General features: G+C 74.2%; 21 protein-coding genes. 10 read left to right on the top strand and 11 right to left on the bottom strand.

What is annotated here, in order from left to right; genetic code table 11:
• The first annotated feature begins 158 nt into the window (after window positions 1-158).
• Window positions 159-1,232, top strand: coding sequence for an NAD(+)/NADH kinase (locus ACFC8N_RS16305; RefSeq protein ID WP_376288493.1), 1,074 nt, complete (start codon window positions 159-161; stop codon window positions 1,230-1,232).
• Between the two features lie 125 nt (window positions 1,233-1,357).
• Here ACFC8N_RS16305 and ACFC8N_RS16300 read toward each other — a convergent pair whose 3' ends face one another.
• A complete protein-coding gene (locus ACFC8N_RS16300; RefSeq protein WP_356023598.1) occupies window positions 1,358-2,032 on the bottom strand; it encodes an ankyrin repeat domain-containing protein in 675 nt (224 codons plus the stop codon).
• 295 nt (window positions 2,033-2,327) lie between these two features.
• Here ACFC8N_RS16300 and ACFC8N_RS16295 point away from each other — a divergent pair, with 295 nt between their 5' ends.
• Entirely contained in the window at window positions 2,328-2,693 is a 366-nt protein-coding gene (locus ACFC8N_RS16295) for a DUF1330 domain-containing protein (protein WP_362820134.1), read from the top strand.
• Between the two features lie 8 nt (window positions 2,694-2,701).
• On the opposite strand, the gene ACFC8N_RS16290 is transcribed toward ACFC8N_RS16295, so the two are convergent.
• The 6 genes from ACFC8N_RS16290 to lnt all read right to left on the bottom strand — a co-directional run bounded on the left by ACFC8N_RS16290 (window position 2,702) and on the right by lnt (window position 8,886).
• Window positions 2,702-3,157: a VOC family protein gene (locus ACFC8N_RS16290; protein ID WP_356023594.1), complete on the bottom strand. Its 456-nt coding sequence runs from the start codon at window positions 3,155-3,157 to the stop codon at window positions 2,702-2,704.
• Between the two features lie 20 nt (window positions 3,158-3,177).
• Window positions 3,178-3,738 carry a pyridoxamine 5'-phosphate oxidase family protein gene (locus ACFC8N_RS16285; RefSeq protein WP_356023592.1) on the bottom strand — a complete coding sequence of 187 codons (561 nt, stop codon included), beginning with the start codon at window positions 3,736-3,738 and terminating at the stop codon, window positions 3,178-3,180.
• A gap of 124 nt (window positions 3,739-3,862) precedes the next feature.
• The gene (locus tag ACFC8N_RS16280) at window positions 3,863-5,782 is read right to left on the bottom strand and encodes a GAF domain-containing protein (RefSeq protein ID WP_356023590.1); all 1,920 of its coding nucleotides are present in this window, start codon (window positions 5,780-5,782) and stop codon (window positions 3,863-3,865) included.
• A 77-nt stretch (window positions 5,783-5,859) separates the two neighbouring features.
• On the bottom strand, window positions 5,860-6,675 hold the full coding sequence (locus ACFC8N_RS16275; protein ID WP_376288492.1) for a 3-hydroxybutyrate dehydrogenase: 816 nt from the start codon (window positions 6,673-6,675) through the stop codon (window positions 5,860-5,862).
• A gap of 55 nt (window positions 6,676-6,730) precedes the next feature.
• Complete coding sequence (locus tag ACFC8N_RS16270) at window positions 6,731-7,210, bottom strand: NUDIX domain-containing protein (protein WP_356023588.1); 480 nt, start codon at window positions 7,208-7,210, stop codon at window positions 6,731-6,733.
• 68 nt (window positions 7,211-7,278) lie between these two features.
• A complete protein-coding gene (gene lnt / locus ACFC8N_RS16265) occupies window positions 7,279-8,886 on the bottom strand; it encodes an apolipoprotein N-acyltransferase (RefSeq protein ID WP_376288491.1) in 1,608 nt (535 codons plus the stop codon).
• Window positions 8,887-9,303: 417 nt separating this feature from the next.
• On the opposite strand from lnt, the gene ACFC8N_RS16260 reads away from it, so the two are divergent.
• Window positions 9,304-10,275 carry an O-antigen ligase family protein gene (locus ACFC8N_RS16260; protein ID WP_376288490.1) on the top strand — a complete coding sequence of 324 codons (972 nt, stop codon included), beginning with the start codon at window positions 9,304-9,306 and terminating at the stop codon, window positions 10,273-10,275.
• 27 nt (window positions 10,276-10,302) lie between these two features.
• Here the strand turns inward: ACFC8N_RS16260 and ACFC8N_RS16255 are convergent, their stop codons facing one another.
• Window positions 10,303-10,848: a hypothetical protein gene (locus ACFC8N_RS16255; RefSeq protein WP_356023583.1), complete on the bottom strand. Its 546-nt coding sequence runs from the start codon at window positions 10,846-10,848 to the stop codon at window positions 10,303-10,305.
• Window positions 10,849-10,953: 105 nt separating this feature from the next.
• The gene (locus ACFC8N_RS16250; RefSeq protein WP_376288489.1) at window positions 10,954-11,739 is read right to left on the bottom strand and encodes a glutamate racemase; all 786 of its coding nucleotides are present in this window, start codon (window positions 11,737-11,739) and stop codon (window positions 10,954-10,956) included.
• Window positions 11,740-11,796: 57 nt separating this feature from the next.
• Between ACFC8N_RS16250 and ACFC8N_RS16245 the strand changes: the two genes are divergently transcribed.
• Window positions 11,797-12,972, top strand: coding sequence for a glycosyltransferase (locus ACFC8N_RS16245; RefSeq protein ID WP_376288488.1), 1,176 nt, complete (start codon window positions 11,797-11,799; stop codon window positions 12,970-12,972).
• 6 nt (window positions 12,973-12,978) lie between these two features.
• Here ACFC8N_RS16245 and ACFC8N_RS16240 read toward each other — a convergent pair whose 3' ends face one another.
• The gene (locus ACFC8N_RS16240) at window positions 12,979-14,274 is read right to left on the bottom strand and encodes a TerD family protein (protein WP_376288487.1); all 1,296 of its coding nucleotides are present in this window, start codon (window positions 14,272-14,274) and stop codon (window positions 12,979-12,981) included.
• A gap of 288 nt (window positions 14,275-14,562) precedes the next feature.
• On the opposite strand from ACFC8N_RS16240, the gene ACFC8N_RS16235 reads away from it, so the two are divergent.
• The 4 genes from ACFC8N_RS16235 to ACFC8N_RS16220 all read left to right on the top strand — a co-directional run bounded on the left by ACFC8N_RS16235 (window position 14,563) and on the right by ACFC8N_RS16220 (window position 19,329).
• Window positions 14,563-14,997 carry a DUF6643 family protein gene (locus ACFC8N_RS16235; protein WP_356023575.1) on the top strand — a complete coding sequence of 145 codons (435 nt, stop codon included), beginning with the start codon at window positions 14,563-14,565 and terminating at the stop codon, window positions 14,995-14,997.
• Between the two features lie 43 nt (window positions 14,998-15,040).
• Entirely contained in the window at window positions 15,041-15,865 is an 825-nt protein-coding gene (locus ACFC8N_RS16230; RefSeq protein WP_356023573.1) for an MOSC domain-containing protein, read from the top strand.
• A gap of 186 nt (window positions 15,866-16,051) precedes the next feature.
• Entirely contained in the window at window positions 16,052-16,660 is a 609-nt protein-coding gene (locus ACFC8N_RS16225) for a hypothetical protein (protein WP_376288486.1), read from the top strand.
• A 230-nt stretch (window positions 16,661-16,890) separates the two neighbouring features.
• Window positions 16,891-19,329: a right-handed parallel beta-helix repeat-containing protein gene (locus ACFC8N_RS16220; protein WP_376288485.1), complete on the top strand. Its 2,439-nt coding sequence runs from the start codon at window positions 16,891-16,893 to the stop codon at window positions 19,327-19,329.
• Between the two features lie 34 nt (window positions 19,330-19,363).
• Here ACFC8N_RS16220 and ACFC8N_RS16215 read toward each other — a convergent pair whose 3' ends face one another.
• On the bottom strand, window positions 19,364-21,739 hold the full coding sequence (locus tag ACFC8N_RS16215) for a hypothetical protein (RefSeq protein ID WP_376288484.1): 2,376 nt from the start codon (window positions 21,737-21,739) through the stop codon (window positions 19,364-19,366).
• 296 nt (window positions 21,740-22,035) lie between these two features.
• Between ACFC8N_RS16215 and ACFC8N_RS16210 the strand changes: the two genes are divergently transcribed.
• Window positions 22,036-22,878 (top strand): DeoR/GlpR family DNA-binding transcription regulator, encoded by an 843-nt coding sequence (locus ACFC8N_RS16210; protein WP_376288483.1) that lies wholly within the window; start codon window positions 22,036-22,038, stop codon window positions 22,876-22,878.
• Window positions 22,879-22,956: 78 nt separating this feature from the next.
• Complete coding sequence (locus ACFC8N_RS16205; RefSeq protein WP_362820152.1) at window positions 22,957-23,418, top strand: SRPBCC family protein; 462 nt, start codon at window positions 22,957-22,959, stop codon at window positions 23,416-23,418.
• Window positions 23,419-23,473 lie beyond the last annotated feature (55 nt).

The following is a 23,473-nucleotide window of genomic DNA, read 5'->3' as shown; positions in this document are numbered from 1 at the left end:
CCGACCGCCACCGGCGGGGCTCTCGGCCGTGGCCCGCGGCCTGGCGCGTCCGGTCGCGGCAACCGGCGGCGTGGCGTGTGCCGCGCCGCCGGGGTGCGCGGCGAGGATGGCGCTCGGTGACGGGCCCGGGAGCAGCTGGCGGAAAGGCGGAGGCGGGTATGACGGTGAACCGTGTCGGCCTGGTGGTGCACGGCGGACGCCCCGAGGCGGTGGTCGCCGCACGGGCCGTGCGCGAGTGGTGCGCCGAGCACGCGGTGGGCTGCGCGGACATCGACGTGTGGCAGGAGGGCGCGCGGCACAGCGCGCTGGAGGAGGTCGAGGCCGCGGGCGATCCGGACCTGATCGTCACCCTCGGCGGCGACGGCACGTTTCTGCGCGGTGCCCGGCTGGCCGCCGAGCACGACGCCCTGGTCCTCGGCGTCGACCTCGGCCGGGTCGGCTTTCTGACGGAGGTTCCGGTCTCCGCGGTGCGCGTGGCACTGGACGCCGTACGGGACGGGCGGATCACGGTCGAGCGCCGGATGCTGCTGACGATGCGCGCGTCGTGCCGGCTGGAGGTGCCGGCGCAGATGGAGGCGCTGATGCGGTACGGGCGCGGGCCGATGCTGCCGCCGCCCCGGGTGCGCCCGGAGTGCGAGACCGGGAACGAGTGGGGCGTGGCCCTGAACGTCACGGCGCTGAACGACGTCGTCGTGGAGCGGCTGACCCGGGACCGCCAGGTGTCGGTCGGGGTCTACCTGGCGGGCCGGCTGCTCGCCTCGTACTCCGCCGACGCGCTGCTGGTGGCCACGCCCACGGGGTCGACGGCGTACAGCTTCGCCGCGGGCGGTCCGGTGGTCTCGCCGCGCGCCGACGGGCTCGTCTTCACGCCGGTCGCCCCGCACATGGTGTTCAACCGCTCGGTCGTGGCCGCCCCCGACGAGCCCATCGGGCTGCGGGTGCTGGAGCGTTCGGGCCAGGCCGCCGTGAGCATCGACGGCCAGTTGCGCGGGGTGCTGAGCCCCGGGGACTGGATCGGCGTGTACGCCGCTCCCCACCGGCTCAAGGCCGTCCGGCTGGGCCCGATGGACTTCTACGGCCGGTTGCGCGAGCGCATGAACCTCACCGACGCCCCGGCCGCGCTGGCCGACGGCGAGGCGGCTCCGCTGTGGCCGGTCAGCACTCCCCCGCCGGGCGACCTGGCCCACCTCGCGCTGCCCCCGGCCCCGGCCGACGGACCGCCCCCGTCGTGAGCCGGGCTCGTCGCGAGCCGCCGCGTGACCGCCTCGTAAGCCGCGGGCGCCGTAAGCCTCGCTCGCCATAGGCCGTCCGCGCTCGTGCCGCCCCGGCGGGCCGCCCCTGACCTGCGCCTGGCCCGCTACAGCTGCCCGCCCTCCTGGATGTTCACCCCGTCGATCGTGACGACGTCCGTCCGCTCGGACCCCCCGACGACGCGGATCCAGCTGTCCACGGTCAGCTCGCGGCCGCTCAGGGCGATCTTGAAGCCGCCGTACATGCCGGGCACGGGGAACCAGCACACCGGGTGCGCAAGTTCGGTCAGCACCTCCACCTCCGGCAGCCGCATCCCCTGCTGGGTGGCGAGGTCGGTGCCGCCCTCCAGTCCCGCCCGGTGCCGGATCAGCCGGTGCAGGTGGTACTGGAGGCGGCCGGTCACGTCGGCGGGCAGCGGGTGCCGGATGTCCGGGCACAACGGGGCGGTGATGTGGTGGTGGCCGCGCTGCGCGGCGACGTCCACGGCGCGCGTCCCGTCGCCGGTGCGCAGGGTCCGCCACGCGCCGGCCTCCAGCAGCCGCTCGACCGTCTCGGCCGAGGCACCGTGCCAGGCGGCCTGGTGCAGGGGCGTGAAGCCGCTACGGCCTTCCAGTCGCGCGGTGTTGACCCAGTCGCGGTTCTCGCCGAGGAGAGCCAGCACGTTGTGCCAGTGACCGTCCCGGGCGGCGTCGGCGAGCCGGTCGCGCAGTGCCGCGTACTCGTCCTTGAGGCTCGACCGGCGCGTGACACCGTCCCAGTGCGCGACTTTCTCATGATCCACGGGGGCGAGTGTACGAACCGGACGGCGTCCTCCGCCACCTCTCGGCCGGTCCCGCGCACGACCCCCGCACCGACTGCGGCTGAACCCGTCGACAGCGCGCCTCCCGCACCCGCACGCGGCCCAGACCGTACCGGCCGCCGGCGCAGAGGTACGGACACCCGCCCCACAACGGCAGGGCGCGGAGGCGGGCTCCGGGCGGTGCCGGGCGCTTACCTCCGGGGTAATGGCCGGCCGGAAGCCCTCGCGGCTACTTTCGGTCCGGCGCGCCGACGTGCCGGAGACGAAGGAGCCGCCCATGTCCGCCTACGGTTTCGCGCACCTTCGAAGCCGCCGTCATCACCCGGACATCCTGGAGTACTTGGAACGGATCCAGGAGACCCTCGCGCCGTTCGGCGGCCGGTTCGTGGTCCACGGTCCGCCCGCCGAAGTGGTCGAGGGGGCCTGGGAGGGCAGCATGGTGCTGATCGAGTTCCCCGACCTGGACGCGGCCCGCGCCTGGTACCACTCCCCCGCCTACCAGGACATCCTGCGGCTGCGGGCCGACCACATCGACGGAGACCTCGTCCTCGTGGAGGGCGTCGCCCCCGGGTACGACCCGCGCGAGCGCGCGGCGAAGCTCCGTGCGGAGCACTCCGTGCCGGGGCCGTCACGCCGTCGATGAGGCCGTGGTCAGTGGACGCAGAACTCGTTGCCCTCCGGGTCCCGCATCACGACGGAGAAGGACCCCGAACTCTCCGCGTCCTGCACGCGCAGCCGGGCGGCGCCCGCGCTCTCCAGGCGCAGCGCCTCGGCGAGCACGCGCTCCTTCCGCGTGGCGAACGGGACGCTCCGCCCGCCGCTCACCCCCAGATCGAGGTGCAGCCGGTTCTTGCCTGCCTTCGGCTCGGGCACCTGCTGGAACCAGATCCGTGGCCCGACACCCCGCGGATCGATCACGGAGTCGGCGCAGTCGCCCGTGCCCAGCTCCTCCTCCGGCACACCCTGGTCCAGCCAGTACGCACGCCAGGTGGCGAACGGCGCGGGCGGCGGCTCGACTTCGTACCCGAGCGCGACCGCCCAGAACACGGCGAGCCGCTCCGGCTCGGCGCAGTCGACGGTCAGCTGGAGTGTGGGACGGGTGACCATCGGCCTACTGTAAAGGACCGTCAGAACACCCACCGCGTGTGCGTGTAGACCCCGTTGTCCCGGCCGAAGCCGTACGCCGTGTCCGGGGCGACCGCGAACACCACCGCGTCCCCTGCGCGGAACGCGTCCCCGATCCCGTGGAAGGTGCCCTCCGGCGAGGTGATGTGCGACCCGTACTTCGCCTCGTACGCCGCGATCACCTCCTCCAGCACCGCGGGATCGGCCACCCGCTCCGCCGTGCCCTCGACCACGAGGTCGAGCCCCTCGGTGAGCGAGTTTCCGCCGGTGGTCAGCGTGCACTGGGCGTGATGGGCGAGGTTCCTCGCCTTCTGTTCTCCCGGACCGGTGGCGAAGTACAGCACCCCGTCGTGCCAGGCGGCGATCACGGGGGTCACGTGCAGCCGGCCGTCGGGGCGCACCGTGGACACCCAGAAGATCTCGGCGGCCTCCAGGTGCCGCTGGGCCTCGGCCCACTCGGTGGCGGTGGCGTTCTCGGCACCGGGCCGGGGCTGAAGGGCGGAACTGTAGCGGGCGTCGAGCGAGGCCGTTGGCTCGGGCCGCGCGGGGTCTTGTGTCGGCATGACGGATCTCCTTCTTTCTCTCCTCCCTCATAACGACCGCCGGGCAGCGCGGAAATCATCGCCGCGCGCGTGACCGGGCGGAGCCCGCGTGCCTGGGCGGCCGTACGACACGTCCGTACCGGAATCAGCGTCTGTCCGGGGCGGCCAGCCGGTGCAGTCGCAGGGCGAGTTGGATCTCCAGGGCGCGGGCCGGGGTCTGCCAGTCCGCGCCGAGGAGCCGGCTCACGCGTTCCAGGCGCTGGGCGACCGTGTTGACGTGGACGTGGAGGGCGTCCTTGGTGCGGGCCGGGCTCATGCCGCAGGAGAAGTACGCGTCCACGGTGCGCAGCAGATCGGTGCCCCGCCGCTCGTCGTACGCCACGACGGGGCCCACGGTGCGCTCGACGAATCCGGCGACGTCCCGTTCGCCCGCGAGGAGCAGGCCGAGGAAGCCGAAGTCCTCGGCCGCCGCACCGTCCCCGGCCCGGCCCAGCAGACGCAGCGCGTCCAGGCAGCGGCGGCCCTCGGCGTAGGCGCCGGCCACGGTCTCGGGCCGGGCGGCGAGACCCGAGACGGGGGCGGAGGCGCCGACCGTGACGGATTGGCGGACGGTCCTGCCCAGGTGGCGGGCGGTGCGGCGGGCCACCTCCGTGGCGCTGTCGCCGGCGCCGAGCGGCAGCAGCAGGACCGTGCCGCCGTCGCGTGCGGCGGCCAGGCCCTGCCGGGTGGCGGCGAGATGGGAGGCTGCCGCCCACAGGCGGCGGCGGGCCGCGGCCTCCTCGTCGGCGTCGGCGGCCGGGCCGTCGAGACGGGCGGCGAGGACGACATGGGTCGCGTCCAGGTCGGCATGGAGCCGGGCGGCGCGCTCGCGCAGCAGGCGCGGGTCCCGGTCGCGGGCGTCCAGCAGGTCGTCCAACAGCTCGCCCCGCACGCGCTGTTCGGCCTCGGCGGCGGAGCGGCGGGCGAGCAGGAGCAGCGAGGTGACCATCGCCGCCCGCTCCAGCGTGCGCTGGTCGACGGGGTCGAGGCCGGGGTGTCCGCGCAGGACCAGCGCGCCGAGGACTTCGTCGCCCGCGGCCACCGGGGCGATCCAGTCCCGGCCGTGCCGTACGGCATGGCCCTCGGCCCGCGCGGCCTCCAGCGCCTCGGCCGGTGCCGCGCCGGCCTCGGTGAACTCCACGGTGCCGTCGAGGACTTCGGAGACGGCGGCGGCCACGTCGCGCACCCCGCCGCCGCGCAGGACGAGTTCGGCGAGCCGGTCGTGGACGTCCGAGGCGCGTTCGATGACCGCGCTGCGGTCCCGGATGATCTCGTTGGCGCTCTCCAGGCCTGCCAGCGCCGCGCGGGTCTCGGTGAGCAGGTTGGCGGTGTCGATGGCGGCGGCGGCGAGCGCGGCGAAGGAGCCCAGCAGGGCGATCTGCTCGCGTTCGAAGACACGGGCCCGGCGGTCGGCGGCGAAGAGGACGCCGATCACGTGCGGGCCGAGCACGAGGGGGACGCCGAGGATGGCGACCAGGCCCTCGTCATGGACGCCGGCGTCGATGGTGCGGGTGTGCTGGAAGCGGGCGTCCTCGAAGTAGTCGTCGGTGACGTACGGCCGTGTGGTCTGCGCGACCAGTCCGCCGAGCCCCTCCCCCAGGCCGAGCCGGAGCTGCTGGAAGCGGGCCGAGACGGAACCCTCGGTCACGCGCATGTACGTGTCGCCGTGCGCCGGGTCGTTCAGGGTGAGGTAGGCGACGTCCGTGCCGAGCAGGGAGCGGGCGCGCTGCACGATCGCCTGGAGGACGGCGTCCAGATCGCGCAGGCCCGCGAGATCGTGGGCGGTCTCGAAGAGCGCGGACAGCTCCGCCTCGCGGCGCCGGCGGCCCTCCAGCTCGGCCCGGACGCGCAGGGCGAGCGCCCTGGCCTGCTCCAGCTCGGCGATCCGCGCTGCCGGCCGGCCCTCGGCGCGGGCGAGCAGCACCGGCTGCTCGTACGCCTCCACCGAGGCGTCGCGGGCCAGCAGCTCCAGGTAGGGGACCTCGGGGCTGTGGCGGGGTGCCGACTGGAGGTGATCGCGAGACATGGTCACAGGATTGCGCATCATCGGCCCGGCCCGCCGAGCCTGTGGACAACTCTCGCCGGGCGCTCCCGGCCCGCACCTCAGTGGGCCGACCACCCGCCGTCGAGCACCAGCGAAGTGCCGGTGACGAAGGACGCCTGGGGGCCGCACAGATAGGCCACGGCCTCGGCGACCTCCTCCGGTTCGATGAGCCGCCGGACGGCGCTGTCCTTCAGCAGGATCTCGGACAGCACACGCTCCTCGGGGATGCCGTGCGCCCGCGCCTGGTCCGCGATCTGCTTCTCGACCAGGGGGGTGCGCACATAGGCGGGGTTCACGCAGTTCGAGGTGACCCCGTGGGGCGCGCCTTCCAGCGCGGCCGTCTTGGACAGGCCCTCCAGTCCGTGTTTGGCGGCCACATAGGCCGACTTGAAGGCGGAGGCACGCAGACCGTGGACGGAGGACACGTTGACGATCCGGCCCCAGCCCTGCGCGTACATGTGCGGCAGCGCGCCGCGGATGAGCCGGAAGGGCGCCTCCAGCATCACGGTGAGCACCGTGTGGAAGACATCGGGCGGGAACTCCTCGATGGGGCGCACCAGTTGCAGGCCCGCGTTGTTGACCAGCACATCGGTACCGGCGGCGGCCCGTTCGGCGGCGTCGAGGTCGGTGAGGTCCAGGGCGTGCGGTACGACGGTCCCGGGCAGGCCGGCGGCCCGGTCCGCCTCCGCCGCCAGCTCGGCCAGGCCCGCCGCGTCGCGGTCGACGGCCCGCACCTCGGCCCCGGCGGCGGCGAGCCGCAGCACGCAGGCGCGGCCGATGCCGCCGGCGGCACCGGTGACGAGTGCGGTGCGGCCGCCGAGGTCCGGGGAGAGCGGCTGGGAGCGCGGACCGGACGGGAGGCTGGGGGCGGTCATGGGCCGACCCTAAGCGGCACCCAACCCGTCACCACATGTGGTTCTCACCCACACTTCAGTCAAGAGTCGTAGGGGCAAACCATGTGGGTTCCTCGCACATGGCCTGCTTGATCCGGAGAAGACCGAACTCGTTGAGGTCGGGCAGCGCGTCCGGGGCGAACCAGCCCACCTCCAGCGACTCGTCGTCGTTGACGCGCGCCTCGCCGCCCACGGCGCGGCAGCGGATGGTGACGTCCATGTACTGGCAGGTGTCGCCATTGGGATAGGTCACCGGCTCCAGGGCCTGCACCAGGACGATCCGCTCGGCGACACAGTGCACCGCGGTCTCCTCGAAGACCTCCCGCACGGCGCAGGCCGCGGGCTGCTCACCCGGGTCCGGGATGCCGCCGATCACCGACCACTTGCGGGTGTCGGTCCGCCGGCCCAGCAGGACCCTGCCCTCGTCGTCGAAGACGATCGCGGTGACCCCGGGAAGCCAGAGCAGCTGCTGGCCGGCCGAGGCCCTGAGCGTGCGGATGAAGTCAGGAGTAGCCATGGCCTCGACCCTAACCGGACCGGCGTGCCCTCTCCTGCCGGTTCAGGATCCGTACCCCGGTCGTGCGGTCACGCGCCGCCGGTGCGCCGGGCGCGCAGCCCGGACCCGATCGCCCAGCCGACGCCGCCCGCGGCGACCAGCACGAGGGCGATCTCCGGGAGGATGCCCAGCTCGGTCGCGGGGGTCTCGGAGGTGCGCAGCGGCACCTTCTGCACGAGGTAGGCGGGCACGAACATGCCGGTCCTCTGCGTGATCCGCCCGTCCGGCATGATGATCGCGCTGACCCCGCTGGTCACCGGCACGGTGACGGTGCGGCTGTGCTCGACGGCGCGGATCCGGGACATGGCGAGTTGCTGGTAGGTCATCTCGCTGCGGTCGAAGGTGGCGTTGTTGCTGGGCACGGAGATCATCTCCGCGCCGTGTGTGACGGTGTCCCGCACGGCCCAGTCGAAGGCGGCCTCGTAGCAGGTGGCCAGGCCGACCTTGGCGCCGTCCATGTCGAACACGCCCGGCTTGCTGCCCCGGCTGAAGTCCTGGCGGACCATGCCGGTCCAGTTCTTGTTGATGGCGCCGACCATCCCGCGCAGCGGGAGGTACTCGCCGAACGGCTGGATCTGCCGCTTGTCGTAGGTCTGCGTCGGTCCCTTGGCCGGGTCCCACAGGACCTGCTCGTTGAGCAGCTTGCCGTCACGCTCCACGACCGCGCCGACCGAGACGGGCACGCCGACCGCCTTGGCGGCCTCGTCGATGACGGCGGCCGCGTCGGGGTTGGCGAAGGGGTCGATGTCGGAGGAGTTCTCCGGCCACAGCACGTAGTCGGGCCTCGCGACCTTGCCCGCCCTGATATCGGCGGCGAGCCTGAGCGTCTCGCGCACGTGGTAGTCGAGCACGGCCCGGCGCTGGGCGCTGAACTCCAGCCCGGAGCGCGGCACGTTGCCCTGGATGACCGCGACGGTCCGGGTGCCGTCCTCGGCCTTGTCGCTCACGAGCGCCCGGGCGGCGACCGCGCCCGCCACCGGGACGGCCACGCTCAGCAGCGCGGCGGCCGCGGCTCCGCGCCGTACGGCCGCGCTCCGGCGCTTCTCGGCGAGCAGCCGCCCGGCCTCGTACAGGCCGAAGCCGCACAGCACGACCCCGAATCCCAGCACGGGCGTGCCGCCCACCGCGGCCAGCGGCAGGAAGACGCCGTCGGCCTGGCCGAAGGCGATCTTGCCCCAGGGGAAGCCGTTGAACGGTGCGCGCGCGCGTACCGCCTCGCCCGCGATCCACACGGCCGCGGCCCACACCGGCCAGGCGGGCAGCCTGGAGACGGCGGCGATCCCGACGCCGACCAGGGCGATGAAGACCGCCTCGATGGCGACCAGGGCCAGCCAGGGACCGGGGCCGACCTCCACACCGGTCCACACGAGCAGCGGCAGCAGGAAGCCCAGCCCGAAGAGGTAGCCGAGGCCGAGGGCCGCCTTCCAGCTCCGGCCGCGCAGCACCCAGCCGAAGCCGGCGAAGGCGGGCAGCGCCAGCCACCACAGGGGGCGGGGCGGGAAGCTGACGTAGAGCAGCACTCCGCAGAGCGCGGAGGCGAGGGCCGGGACCAGGCGCAGCAGCCGGGCGCCGCGCGTGCCGGAGGCGGACGGCTGGAGCTGGTCCGGCTGGTCCACGGAGGTTGCGGTGACGGTCACCCGGGTGAGTGTACGGCGGCCGGGCTGACCGCGAACAGCACGGTTCGAGGGCCGGCACCGGCGTCGGCCCGGGGCGGTCTCCGCTGGTCACCGCCGTGTGGCGGGCCGCGGAACCCCGGGACCGCACCGTGCCGCCGCTCGCCGGCCCCGCCTCGGTCCTCCCCCTTCTCACCACGCTCCTCATCACGACGATCCGCCGCATCTCGTGCCCAAAGCGGTCATCAGCCGCTACGGTGTGCCCAGCCTCGGCAGTGCGACCGGACCCGGCGCCGTGACCTGTCGTGGGCCCGGCATGGGTGTGCGGGGGACGAGGGGCGGCGGGTGGGCTCGACGGAGATGAGGCCTGCGGCCGGTACGGCTGCGGCGAACGCGGTGAACGCGGCAAACGTCAGAGGGAACGTTTCTGACGGCGCGGGCATGATCCTGCTCGGGGCCTGCGCCGGGTGGGCGCTGATCACCGCGGCCGTGCACGACGGACGGCCCGAGGGTGTACTGCTCGCGGTGCTGGCCGTGACCGCAGGTCATGCCGTCGGCCGGGTCTCCGGAGCCCTGCTCCCGGTCGCCGCGCCCGGAGCCGGCGCGCTGGCCGCGCTAGCGCTGGCCGTGGCGCAGCCCGATCTCTCCCCCGGCGTCTGGTACGCCACTCCGCTCGGCCACGCCGGAGGCACGGCCGCCCTGCTGGCACTGGCCACGGGAGCCGCGTGCTGTGCCGCCTGGGCCGCGCCCGGACCGGCCCTGCGGCTGGGGCTGTGGGCGCTGGCCGCCGCAGTCGTACTGACCGCGGCCGTCCTCGGCTCGGCGGCCGGTTGCGCGGCGAGCACAGCCGTCCTGCTGTGCGCGCTGGCCGCTGGTTCGGTGACCCGCCGGGGTCTGTCCCTGCTGGGGCTGGCCGCGGCTGCGGCCCTGGTCGCGGGCACGACGTGGGCGCTTGCCGCCGGTGTGCTGCCCGACGGCCTCGCGGACGTGCTCGAAGGGCGGCTCACCGGGCACCGGGTGGAGCTGTGGCAGGACGCGCTGCGGATGGCGGACCGGCACGGGGGCCTCGGGGTCGGCCCGGACCGGTTCGGCGAACTGAGCCCGGCGGCGACGCGGACGGTGCCCTCCGACGGCAAGCCGCACTCGGCCCCGTTGCAGGTGGCCTCGGAGCAGGGCCTGGCCGGGGTGGTGCTGCTCGGGGCCGCGTTCTGCTGGGTGCTGCACGCGCTGTGGCGTACGCCCCGCTCGACGCCGGTCGCCCTCACCACGGGCGCCGCCCTGACGGCGCTGGCCGCGCTCGCCTCGCTGGGCAACGCGCTGAGCTTCACGTCGGTGACGGCGGGCGCCGGACTGCTGGCCGGGTGGGCGACGGCACGGCCCTGGGCGCGCGAGGGCGCGGAGCCGCGGCTCTGAGCGACGGGGCCGCCCCGGCACGCGGCGTCAGGCAGCCGGGCCTGGTTGGCCTGCCCGCAGCCGGGCCCGGATGACCCGTACCGCCGACTCCGCGTTGTCCACCGTGATCGTGAAGGTGTGCCCGTCCCACAGGCGCAGCACGACACCCTCACCCCGGCGTACGACGACCGCGGTGCCCTTCTCGGGGCGCCACCGGTAGCCCCAGCCGCCCCAGTGCCGGGGCGTGACCAGGGCGGTGAAGTCGGCGCCGGCCACGTGCGAGAGCGGGATGCGGCGGCGCGGGAGCCCTATGTGGCCGCAACGCACCTCGACGCACTCCCTGTCGAGCCTGAGGTCGACGTGCACGAAGGCGAGCGTGCCGAACAGGACCAGCAGCCCGGCCGCGATGCAGCCCACGACGGACATCGCCAGCGGGGCGACGCCGGAGGTCCAGGCCGAGTCCACGGCCAGCTCGATGCCGAGCGCCATGCACGCCGCACCGACCAGGGCCAGCAGCCACTGCACGCGGTTGGTGGCCCGCCCGGTCCAGACGTCGGGGTGTGCGGGGTCCTCGGCGTGGGGGTGGTCCCTCATGTTTATGAGGTTACTCAGGTTTCGCCGCGCGGGTACCGGCGTGCGGAGGACGACCGGCCCGGGCGGGACGGGACGGGCTCGCTCGCGGTGCGCCGTCGCCGCCGGTCAGCGGACCGGGCTGACGGCCCGCAGGAAGCGGCCTTCCGCGTACGTGAGGGCGGTGTCGGGGAGCGTGGCCTCGCGGCCGCTGAGCAGCACCGTGAGGGTGGTGTCGGCGAGGGCGTCGGGGGTCGGCTCGGCGCCGATCCGGCGCAGGGCCTGGGCGGCCACCGCACCGGCGGAACCGTGCAGGACGAGCGGCTGGGCGTCCGGACGCTGGACGGCCGCGCGGATCCGCTCGCCGACCAGCTCGTAGTTGGTGCAGCCGAGGACGACGGCGGTGACGTCCTTCGGGGTGCGGGCGGCGGCCGAGGCGATCGCGGCCTCGACCGCGGCCTCGTCGGCGTGGTGCACGGCGTCCGCGAGGCCGGGGCACGCCACCTCGGTGACGGTGACGCCTGCGGCGAACTGGTCGATCAGACCGCGCTGGTAGGCGCTGCCGGTGGTGGCGGGGGTGGCCCAGATGGCGACGTGGCCGCCAGCCGCGGCGGCCGGCTTGATCGCCGGGACGGTTCCGATGATCGGCAGATCCGGTTCGAAACGGGCCCGCATCTGCGGCAGGGAGTGCACGGACGCGGTGTTGCAGGCGACGATCAGGACGTCGGGCTCGTGGGCAGCGGCCGCCTCGGCCACGGCGATGGCCCGCTGCGTGATGTCCTCCGGGGTCCGCGGTCCCCAGGGCATCCCGTCCGGGTCCCAGGAGAGCACGAGATCCGCGTCGGGGCGCAGCCGCCGTACCGCTGCGGCAGCGGGGAGCAGGCCGATTCCGGAGTCCATGAGCGCGATCTTCACCCGGCCACGATAGACGATCCGCCCTTGCGGACCGCCCGGGTGGGGCAGACTGCGGCCGTGAGCACCCTGCTGTGGATCACCGTCGTCTCGCTGGCCGCCTGGTGCTGGCTGCTGCTCTGCCAGGGCTTCTTCTGGCGCACGGACGTCCGGCTGCCGCCACGCCGGGAACCGGACGCGTGGCCGTCCGTGTGCGTCGTCGTACCGGCGCGCGACGAGGCCGCCGTGCTGCCCGCGAGCCTGCCGTCACTGCTGGCGCAGGAGTATCCGGGGCGGGCGGAGGTCGTCCTGGTGGACGACGGGAGCACGGACGGCACGGGCGAGCTGGCCCGGGAGCTGTCCCGGCGGCACGGCGGCCTGCCGCTGACGGTGGGCTCGCCGGGGGAGCCGCCGGCGGGCTGGACGGGCAAGCTGTGGGCGGTGCGGCACGGCATCGGCCTGGCACGCGCGCGTGGTCCCGAGTACCTGCTGCTGACGGACGCGGACATCGCGCACGCGCCGGACAGCCTGCGGGAGCTGGTCGCGGCCGCGGGGGCCGGTGGCTTCGACGTCGTGTCGCAGATGGCGCGGCTGCGGGTGGAGAGCGTGTGGGAGCGGCTGGTGGTGCCGGCGTTCGTGTACTTCTTCGCGCAGCTGTATCCCTTCCGGTGGATCGGCCGCCGGGGATCGCGCACGGCCGCGGCGGCGGGCGGCTGCGTCCTGCTGCGCGCGGACATGGCGGAGCGGGCGCGCATCCCGGACGCCATCCGGCACGCCGTGATCGACGACGTGGCGCTCGCGCGCGCGGTGAAGGGCGCCGGCGGCCACGTCTGGCTGGGGCTGGCCGAGCGGGTGGACAGCGTGCGGCCCTATCCGCGGCTGCACGACCTGTGGCGGATGGTCTCGCGCAGCGCCTACGCCCAGTTGCGGCACAACCCGCTGCTGCTCCTCGGTACGGTCGCCGGGCTCGCCCTGGTCTACCTGGTGCCGCCCGCCGCACTGGTCGCGGGCGCGGCCGGCGGGAGCGTGACGACGGCCGTGTGCGGCGCTCTGGCGTGGGCGGTGATGGCGGGCACGTACGTACCGATGCTGCGCTACTACCGCCAGCCGCTGTGGCTCGCCCCGCTGCTGCCGTTCACCGCGCTGCTGTACCTGCTGATGACGGTGGACTCGGCCGTGCAGCACTACCGGGGGCGCGGGGCCGCCTGGAAGGGCCGTACGTACGCGCGTCCCGATGCCGTGCCCGACGAGGGCTGAGCCCGGTCACTTGCGGCCGGGCGTCCAGTTCATGCCCCAGCCGTAGGCGCGGTCCACGGTCCGCTGCGGGCTCACTCCGCGCGCCGGCACGAGATAGCGGGCCTCGCGCTCTACGAGGAGGTCGCCGCCGGTGTTCGTGATCAGGGCGAGCGCGCACACCGTCGAGGGGACGGTGCACTCGTCGAGCGAGAAGTCGATGGGTGCGCCGTGCTGCGGCCGGAGGGTGACGGTGGCGTGCAGGTCGGCGAAGGAGCTGGCGCCTTCGTAGATGGTGACGAAGACGAGGATGCGCCGGAAGTCCCGCAGGTGGTCGAGATTGACGGTGAGGTTCTCCCCGGCGGCCACGGCACCGGTGCGGTCGTCGCCGTCGAGGTGGATGTACGGCGGCCGGTGCAGCGATCCGAAGGCGTTGCCGAGGGCCTGGACGACTCCCTTGCGACCGTCGGCGAGTTCGTACAGGGCGCACAGGTCGAGGTCGACGTCCCCGCTGCCGCCGCCTCCCCAGCGGCCGCCCCAGCCCGAAAACTGTTTGCGCACCTGCCAGTTGAGGTTCACGCGCAGGGCACCGGACGTTCCGCCCTGCTTGGCGAGCGAGACGGAGGGGGCGGCCTTGGTGAGCGTGACCTTGGACAGGCGGACCGGCGCGGGGGGCGGTGCGGCGACCGGGGGCGCCACGGGGGGCGCCGGCGGCGGGGGCGGCACGGCCGGCGGCGGGGGCGGTACGGGGGGCGTCGCGGGTGCCGGCGGCGTCGCCACCGCGGGCGGTGCGGCGCGCTGCGGTTCGTCCACGGTGATCCCGAAGTCCGTTGCCAGGCCTTCGAGACCGCTGCTGTAGCCCTGGGCGACGGCACGGAACTTCCAGCCGCCCTGGCGGCGGTAGAACTCACCGAGCACGAAGGCCGTCTCCGAGGTCGCGCCGGGGCTGTCGAAGCGGACGACGACGGAGCCGGTCGCGCCGTCGGTCACCTCGATGTAGAGGCCGGGGACCTGTGCGAACGTGCCGCCGTCGGCGGAGGCGGCGAGGACGATCCGCTCGATCGCCCCCTCCACGCGCGCGAGGTCGACGGAAAGAGTGTCGGTGACCTGTCCGCCGGCCGTCCGCTTGCCCTCGTGGCGTACGGCGCCGGAGGGGTGCGCGGGCTGGTTGTAGAAGACGAAGTCCCCGTCGGAGCGGACCCGTCCGGCGGCGAGCAGCAGCGCCGAGGCGTCCGCGTCGGGCACGCCGGGACCGGAGCGCCAGCCCAATTCGACGCGCAGGGCCGTGGTCGGCACCGGCGCGTTCGACCCTTTCGGCATTGACATGTCCCGCCCCAATCCGTGGTCGACTCCCGGGCACCCCCGGCCGTCCGGTCATCCCTACCCGCACAACCTATTCCCGGGGCGGGCGAACTCCCCTGAACAGCACCGGAAGATCGCCGGTCGACCGCCGGTAACCCCGCGGAAAGTCTCCCTTTACATGATTCAAACGCGGGTCGGCGCCCCATTTTGCCAAGTTCGCTCGGATTGGGGATCCCAGGTCACTGCCGACACGGAAAAGAACCCTCTTATCGGTCTCCCCAACGAGCACATCGTGGGCTTAACTTATGTGCCATGACCTCCCCCCGCTCCACTTATGGTGGCGGCTACTACTCCGCCTCCTTCCCGGACACCCCGATCTACGACTCCCTCGTCGCCGAGCGGGGCACCCCGCAGATCGCCCCGATCCGGGTCCCCGCCGCCTACGACATGGGCAGCCACCTGCCCGCCCTGCCGTCGGCACTGCCCGCCCTCCCGGCGGCCCCCTCACCGCAGCCCCCCGCCTACGGCTACCCGCAGACGCCGCAGCCCGCGCCGCTCCAGCAGGCACCCACGGCGTACATCCCGCAGCAGGCGAGCGCCCCGCGCGGCTACCCCGGTCCGCAGGCCCCGCAGCCGCAGCGCCCGATGGCGGGCGGCACGGGGTACGAGGCCATGCGTCCCGCGCCGCGGCCCGCACCGGCTCCCTACCAGGACCCGTACAACAACCAGCAGTACCGCGGCTACTGACCGGCGCCTCCTCGCTGTCGGTGCCGCCTGGCACGATGGCGTCATGGAACACGCCGAAGTGCAGTCGATCCACGTCCATCCGGTCAAGGCGTTCCGGGGATTCGCGCCCCGGGAAGCTGTGGTGGAGCCCTGGGGCCTGGCCGGAGACCGGCGCTGGACACTGATCGACGACGGGGGAAAGGTCGTCACCCAGCGCGAGCAGCCGCGCCTCGCGCTGGCCGCCGCCGAGCTGCTGCCCGGCGGCGGCGTTCTGCTGTCCGCGCCCGGCCGGGCGCCCTTGCCGGTGACCGTGCCCGAGCCGGGCGAGACCGTGCCGATCAGCATCTTCGGCACGAAGGTGGAGGCGGTCCCGGCCGCGCCGCCCGCGCATGCCTGGTGCAGCGCCCTTCTGGAGGCGGACGTCCGCCTGGTGCACATGGACGATCCGGCCACCCGCCGCCCGGTCGACCCCGCGTACGCCCTGCCCGGCGAGACGGTCAGCTTCGCCGACGGCTATCCGCTGCTGGTCACCTCCGCGGCCTCCCTCGACGCCCTCAACTCCCTGATAGCGGAGGGCACCCACGGCCACGAGGGTCCGCTGCCGATGAACCGCTTCCGGCCCAACCTCGTCGTCGCGGGCACCGAGGCCTGGGCCGAGGACCACTGGTCCCGCGTCCGCGTCGGCGACGTGGTCCTGCGCGTCGCGAAGCCGAGCGGACGGTGCGTCGTCACCACCACCGACCAGGACACCGCCGTACGCGGCCGGGAGCCCCTGCTCACCCTGGCCCGCCACCGCAGGGCCGGCTCGATGCTGGTCTTCGGGCAGAACCTGGTGCCCGTCACGCCCGGCACCATCAGGGTCGGGGACCCGGTGCGGGTGCTGGAGTGACACGCGACAACGGCCGGATGCGGACGGGAACCGAAAGGGGGGCACCGTCGTTGAAAGTGCATGAGAAACGCCTGAGAAGCCGCGCTGGGGACCGTCCGCGGCGGACGTGACGTCGCTCTCTCTTGCTCCGGGGCACGGACGCACGCCCGCCCCGGGGGCTATGACGGAGCGGAAGGGGGTGGGGACATGCGAGCCATCAGGGGGCTGTGGCGCTGGCGGCACAACCCGCTGCGCCGACCGACCGATCTGGCCGAGGCATGGGTGGCGCTCGTGGCGCTGGCGCTGATCGCCGTGGCCGCGCCCGTGACGGGTGGTCTGGTCGGGGCCGTCGCCCAGGACTCGCTTCAGCGGTCGGTGCGCGAGCAGCAGCACACGCGCCATCTCGTCACCGCCACGGTGGTGCGTGCCCTCAAGGACACCCCCTCGCTGGAGACGGATCCCGACGCCGCCGTGGTGCGCGAGTCGCGCCACCGCGTCCTCGCCGACTGGACCGCACCGGACGGCACCGCGCAGCACGGCGCGGCCCTGGCGGACCTCAAGTCCCCTCACACGGGCGACCACTTCGCCGTCTGGACGGACCCGCAGGGCCGAATAACCACGCGGCCGCTGGACTCCCCCACCGCGACGACGCACGCGGTGCTGGCCGGATTCGGCGCGGCCCTGCTGATCGCCGGCCTGGTCGAGGGTGTCCGGCGGCTGGCCGTATGGCACATGATCCGCCGGCGGTACGCGTGCTGGGACCAGGCCTGGGACCGGGCCGGCCCGGACTGGGGCAAGGCGGGCACCGGCAGCTGACGGCCTGACGGCTCTGGTCAACCCACCAGGCACGCACACGCTACGGTGGACCGGCCGAAACGCTTTCGGCGACAACCCGCGGATGAGCGAACCGCAGGGACACGCAGGTTTTCGAAGAGCGCGCAGGCGCACCGGCCCCAGGTCCGGCACCGTCGCGCTCCCGTCACCGGCGGCACGGTCCCGCGCGGGATCGAGTCATCAGTACGACGAGGTGGGGGCACGGCAACGCCATGGCACAGGGCACGGTCCAGGTGACGCACACCGGTACGTCGCGGTGGCGGCGCCGCACGGGTGAGTACGCATCTCTCGCCGCCGCCCTGGAGGCCGCCGCCGACGGCGACGTCCTCACCATCGCCCCCGGCACCTACCGGGAGAACCTCGTCGTGCAGCGGTCCGTGACGCTCCGCGGCCCCGAGGGCTCCCCCGGATCGGTGCGGATCGCGCCTGAGGCGGGAGTGCCGCTGACGGTGCGGGCCTCGGCCGTGGTCCAGGACCTGCACGTGGAGGGCCAGGACGTGGCGGCACCGGCGCTGCTGGTCGAGGAGGGCACGCCCGAACTGACGGACGTGCGGATCGTCACGCGCTCCGCCGTCGGCATCGAGGTGCGCGGCGGTGCCCGCCCGACCGTGCGCCGCTGCACGGTGGACAACCCCGCGGGCGTCGGCATCGCCGTTCTCGACGGCGGCAGCGGGGTGTTCGACGAGTGCGAGGTCGTCGCGGCCGGACAGGCGGGCGTGGCCGTCCGCGGCGGCGCCCATCCGCGCCTGGTGCGCTGCCGCGTGCATCACGCCTCCGGTCCCGGGCTGACGGCGACCGGCGAGAACTCCGCCCTGGAGGCGGTGGGTTGTGAGATCTACGAGGTCCGCGGCTCCGGTGTGCAGGTGAGCCAGCGCGCCACCGCGCATCTGACCGACTGCGACGTGCACCGCACCACCGCCGACGGCGTCACGCTGGACACGGACGCGGTGCTCACCCTGGCCGACTGCCGTATCCACGACATCCCGGAGAACGCGGTCGACCTGCGCTCCCGCTCAGTGTTGACGCTGACCCGCACGACGGTCCGTCAGTTCGGGCGCAACGGCCTGTCGGTGTGGGACCCGGGCACGCGGGTGGACGCCAACCAGTGCGAGATCTTCGACAGCACGGGCGACTACCCGGCGGTGTGGGTGAGCGACGGCGCCACGGCCGTCCTCGACTCCTGCCGGGTGCACGACGTGCCGGACGCGCTGTTCGTGCTGGACCGCGGCTCGCGCGTGGACGTCGTGGACAGCGACCTGTCCCAGGTGCGCAACACGGCGGTGTCGGTGAGCGACGGGGCGACCGCGCAGCTCGACGACTGCCGTATCCGGGAGGCGGCCACCGGCGCCTGGTTCCGCGACCACGGCAGCGGCGGCACGCTGAACAACTGCACCCTGGACGGCACCCAGACCGGCGTGATCGTCACCAAGGGCGCCGACCCCACCGTCGAGCGGTGCACGGTCGACTCCCCCGCCGAGGCCGGTTTCTACGTCTCCGCCGGCGGTCGCGGCAGCTTCCTCAACTGCCGGGTCAGCGGCAGCAGCGGGTACGGCTTCCATGTGATCGACGGTTGCCGGGCGACCCTGCGCAAGTGCCGTACGGAGCGCTGCGCGCGCGGCGGTTACGAGTTCGCCGACAACGGCCCGGACGCCGGTTCCGTGACGGGCCCGGTCGTGGAGGACTGCACCAGCGACGAGAGCGGGGGCCTGCGCCCGCCGGCGGTGCGGGAGACCGCCGTACAGACGGCGACGCATGCCGGCGGCCTGCTCGGCTCGATCCCCGGGCAGCGCACCACGGAGCACGAGCCGGTGGCCGACACCGCGGAACCGGCCGCGCCGGCGCGCACCTCGAAGGACGTGCTCGGGGAACTCGACGCGCTGGTCGGCCTGGAGAGCGTCAAGCGCGAGGTGCGGGCGCTGACCGACATGATCGAGGTGGGCCGGCGCCGGCAGCGGGCGGGCCTGAAGGCGGCCTCGGTCAAACGGCATCTGGTGTTCACCGGCTCCCCCGGCACCGGCAAGACGACGGTCGCCCGGCTCTACGGCGAGATCCTCGCCTCGCTCGGCGTGCTGGAGAAGGGGCACCTGGTGGAGGTGTCCCGGGTCGACCTGGTCGGCGAGCACATCGGCTCCACGGCGATCCGCACCCAGGAGGCCTTCCAACGGGCGCACGGCGGCGTGCTGTTCATCGACGAGGCGTACGCGCTGTCACCGGAGGACGCCGGGCGGGACTTCGGCAAGGAGGCCATCGACACCCTGGTGAAGCTGATGGAGGACCAGCGGGACGCTGTGGTGGTGATCGTCGCCGGGTACACGGCGGAGATGGAGCGCTTCCTGTCCGTCAACCCCGGTGTCGCCTCCCGCTTCTCCCGCACCATCACCTTCGGCGACTACGGCCCCGAGGAGCTGCTGCGGATCGTGGAGCAGCAGGCCGACGAGCACGAGTACCGGCTGGCGCCGGGCACGTCCGAGGCACTGCTGAAGTACTTCACGGCGATCCCGAAGGGCCCGGCGTTCGGCAACGGCCGCACCGCCCGGCAGACGTTCGAGGCGATGGTGGAGCGGCACGCGAGCCGCGTCGCCCAGCTCGCCGACCCGAGCACCGACGACCTCACCCTGCTGTACGCGGAGGATCTGCCCGAACTGCCGTGAGCACCGGGCGGCACAGGTAGGTCCGGCACACGGTCTAGTCGACGCCGCCCGCGGAGTCCCGCGGATCCGGTCGCGGCCGCGGGCGTTGCCCCGGCAGCTCCGGGCGCAACCGGGCCAGCAGGCGGGCGCGTTCCCGGTCGAAGTCGGGGTCCGCCTGGTAGTCGGAGTGGCCGAGGATGGGTGCCGGGAGCGGATGGTCCGGGGTGCGGCCGTAGGCGAGGGGGTCCCGCAAGGGGCCGTGGTCGACCTCGGGCGTGGTGTCGTCGGGGACCCGGACGGGTCCGCCGATGGGGTCGGTCCGGCGGTAGAGGTTGCGCCAGCAGGCGACGTCGTGGTGCAGGGCGGCGAGCGCCGGCGGTCCGAAGTGGGCGGGGAACCAACGGCCGTAGAGACGCTCCAGCGGGGAGCCGTAGGTCAGCAGGGCGATCCGTTTGCGGGTCGACGGGGTCAGCTGCCAGGCGGCGGCCGCGGCCAGGACGCTGCCCTGGGAGTGGCCGGAGAGGACCAGGCGGCCGCCGGTGCGCTGCGTCCAGGTCGCCATCCGCCAGGTCAGGTCGGGCACGGCGCGCTCCGCGTAGCACGGGGGCGCGAAGGGGTGGGCGGCGCGCGGCCAGAAGGTGCCGACGTCCCACAGGATGCCGATGGTGCGCCGTGCCGAGGCGTCCTTGTAGGCGCGCCGGCCCCAGGTCACGAACAGCAGGAAGGCGAACCCGACCAGCCAGGAGCCCAGCGCCTGCGAGGTCTCGGCCGCCGCCCGCAGCACGTCGACGGTGCGGCGGGCGGCGCCGTCGGGTGTCTTGCCGGTGGTCATGGCGCCGGCCAGGGCCAGGGCGCCGAGCACGAAGGTGGTGGCGGTGAGCACGGCGACGACGAGGGGTGCGCGGTCGGTGAGGGTGGCCATGGACCGGACCTGGGCGATGGTGCGGGTGCGGCCGGGGTCCTCGGGTTCGCCGGGGTGCTCGTGGCGGATGCGGGCGCGCTCGGCGCGGGCGAGCCGGGCGGTGCCCAGTCCGAGCCGGACGCCGAGGAGCAGCAGGACCGCGAGGACCGGCGGGATCGTGGACGCCTGCCAGGTCAGCAGCACGGGCGGCCCGGCGGGCAGGGCGCCGGTGCCGTCCAGCCAGCCCGCGACGCGCTGGGCGACCCCGCCGGACATCACGCCGCCCAGGGAGCATGCGAGCAGCGCGACGGCCGGGCCGCCGAGGCCCCGCATCCCGGCGCGCCGGTCGGGAGCGCGGCGGTGCAGGTCCCGGGCGACGAGGGCGAGGGCGATCACGAGCAGCCCCTGGGCCAGCATGAGCGTGCCGAAGGCCGGGTCGCCGGGCAGCCGCCCGGTGGAGTGCCAGCCGGGCCGGGACCAGCCGGCGTAGAGCGCGGTGAGCAGCAGCAGGCCGAGCGCGGCGAGCGGCAGGCGGCGTACGAGATGCCGGTCGAGCGCCTGGTCGAGGGTGTTCTCGCTGCGGCCCCGGCGGCAGACCACGCCCACCGCCGCTGCCGCCCCGGCCAGCAGGGCCGCGGTCAGCAGCCAGCTCAGGACGTTCAGGGCCACGGGACCGCCCGGCCGGTGGTCGAAGCGGGTCGCCGGGGTCGCGAGGGCGGCGGCCACGGTCAGCAGGCCGGCCGCGGTGTGCGCGGCGCGCAGCCGGGCCACGAGGCGGCGCCCGTACCAGAATCCGGGCATCGCCAGCGCGCTGCCGTCGGTCTCCGGCTCCGGTTCGCGGGACATCGGCCGGTGCGACTCGTACGCACTCCAGGTGCGGCGCGAGAGGTACCAGAGCAGGGCGGTCAGCGCGACCGGCACCAGCGCCGCGAGGGCGAGCCGACGGCCGGGCAGGCTCCACCAGCCGCCGTCCGCGACGGACGCCGCGACGCCGGAGAACGTCAGCCAGGTGTGGCGGCGGGCGCACTCGGGGGCGCCCGCGCACTGCCAGGCGACCAGGTCCAGGGCCACCTCGCAGGCGGCGGCCACCAGCAGCACGGTGAGGGTGAGGGCGGTGAGGCGCACGAGGAGGCCGTACAGGCGGACGGCGCGCGGCCGGTCCGTCGCGGCGGGGCGCATCCAGTGGGCGAGGTTGACCACCATGAACGGCAGCAGTAACAGCCACAGGGCGCGGCTGCTGTCGCCGGAGGTCAGGTTGCACCAGACGTACGCCTCCCGCACGGGCTCGCCGCGCGGTGCCTTCCCCGGTTCGGCGTCCGCCGCGCGGCGGAACACCGCGGCGGTGTCGTCGCCGGTGACCCGGACCGTGCGCGGGTCGCCGAGCATCTTCTCGGGTGTGGTGCCGCCGACCCCGTGCACCAGCAGCTCCAGCTCGGCCAGCGGCGCGGCGGGCCCGTCCGCCCGGTCGGTGCCCGCCTCGCCGGGCCCGTCGGTCTGCGGCCCCGTGGGGCGGTTCTGCGCGCGTTCCACTGTCGTCGCACTCCCGTGCCCACGCCCGAACGGTCTGAGTCGATGCGGGCTTCAGGATCTCCGCTCCGCCGGTGCCGCGCACCGCTCGTCACGGAATCTCCCCGATCCGTGTGACGTCGTGACGCAACGCGTGCGACACGAGTGGCATGTGCGCGTCGTGACAGGCGGGTGGCGCGACCCCTGCCGGACCGTGAAAGGATGGGACGCCCGCGCACTTCCGGTTCTCCGGATTCTCCTGGTCGGAGCCGGTGCGGCGGGCGAGTCGGACGGTTGGCGGCGAAAGGACCGGTGCGTGCGTGAGTGAGAATCAGAACCTCCTCGCGGAGCAGCGCCGCGCCCTGATCCTGGACGAGGTCCGGCGCCGGGGCGGTGTGCGGGTCAACGAGCTGACCCGCAAGCTCGGGGTCTCGGACATGACCGTGCGCCGTGACCTGGACTCCCTCGCCCGTCAGGGCATGCTGGAGAAGGTGCACGGCGGGGCGGTGCCGGTGGTCGAGGCCAGCACCCATGAGCCGGGGTTCGAGGCCAAGTCGGGTCTGGAGCTGACCGCCAAGGAGGACATCGCACGGGCGGCGGCCCGGCTGGTCAGCCCGGGCGCGGCGATCGCCCTGTCCGGCGGTACGACGACGTACGCGCTCGCGCAGCATCTGCTGGAGGTGCCCGACCTCACCGTCGTGACGAACTCGGTGCGGGTCGCGGACGTCTTCCACGCGGCGCAGCGCACTTCGGGTCAGCGCCAGGGCGCGGCCACGGTGGTGCTGACGGGCGGGGTGCGCACACCGTCGGACTCGTTGGTGGGGCCGGTCGCCGACCAGGCCATCGCCGCCCTCCACTTCGATCTGCTGTTCCTCGGTGTGCACGGAATATCGGTCGAGGCGGGGCTGTCCACGCCGAACCTCGCGGAGGCCGAGACAAACCGGCGGCTGGTGCACTCCGCACGCCGGGTCGTGGTGGTCGCCGACCACACCAAGTGGGGCACGGTGGGCCTCAGTTCGTTCGCCACGCTGGAGCAGGTGGACACGCTCGTCACCGACGCGGGGCTGCCGGCCGAGGCGCGTACGGAGATCTCGGAGCATCTGCCGCGGCTGATCGTGGCGGGCGAGGGCGAGGGCGACATCGAGGCAGCCGAGGACATCTGACGGCCCGTCAACTACGCTGAACTCCCTCAACTGTCTGCTTCGGGACAGGACTTCAGACGTCACGAGGGGGTTCGCGTCATGCCGCACCGTCTGCGCCCGGTCGGGCCGGAGTTCGTCGACAGCGCGCCGGTACGACTCGTGTTCACACAGGACGTGGCCGCCCCTCCGGAGGCCGTCTTCCACGCCCTCGCCGAGGACGTGCCCGGCTGGCCGCAGTGGTTCTCGGCCATCGCCTCCGCCCGGCCGACCGAGGGCGGGCGCGAGGTGCGGCTGCGCGGCGGCATCCGTTTCCGCGAGACGGTGCTCGCGGCGAAGGGGCCCGAGGTGTACGCCTATCGGGTCGACGTGACGAACACGCCGGGCGCCCGCGCCTGGATCGAGGAGTGGCGGCTGGCCCCGGCCGGACCGGGAACGCGGGTGCGGATGACCTTCGCCCTCGACGGCACGGCGCCCTTCCGGCTGGTGTGCGGACTGGCCCGCCCCGGAGTCGGCCGCTCCTTCCGCACGGCGGTCGCCGCACTCGACCGGCGCCTGCGCTGAACCGCCCGCGACGCCGTCCCGGCCGGCCGCCCGTGGACCACCCCCCGGCCCGTCC

It is taken from the genome of Streptomyces sp. NPDC055966 (assembly GCF_042269865.1).
In the GTDB taxonomy this organism is placed as follows: domain Bacteria; phylum Actinomycetota; class Actinomycetes; order Streptomycetales; family Streptomycetaceae; genus Streptomyces.
Note: the sequence above shows the minus strand (reverse complement) of the source record. Positions and strands in the feature narration are given on the sequence as shown.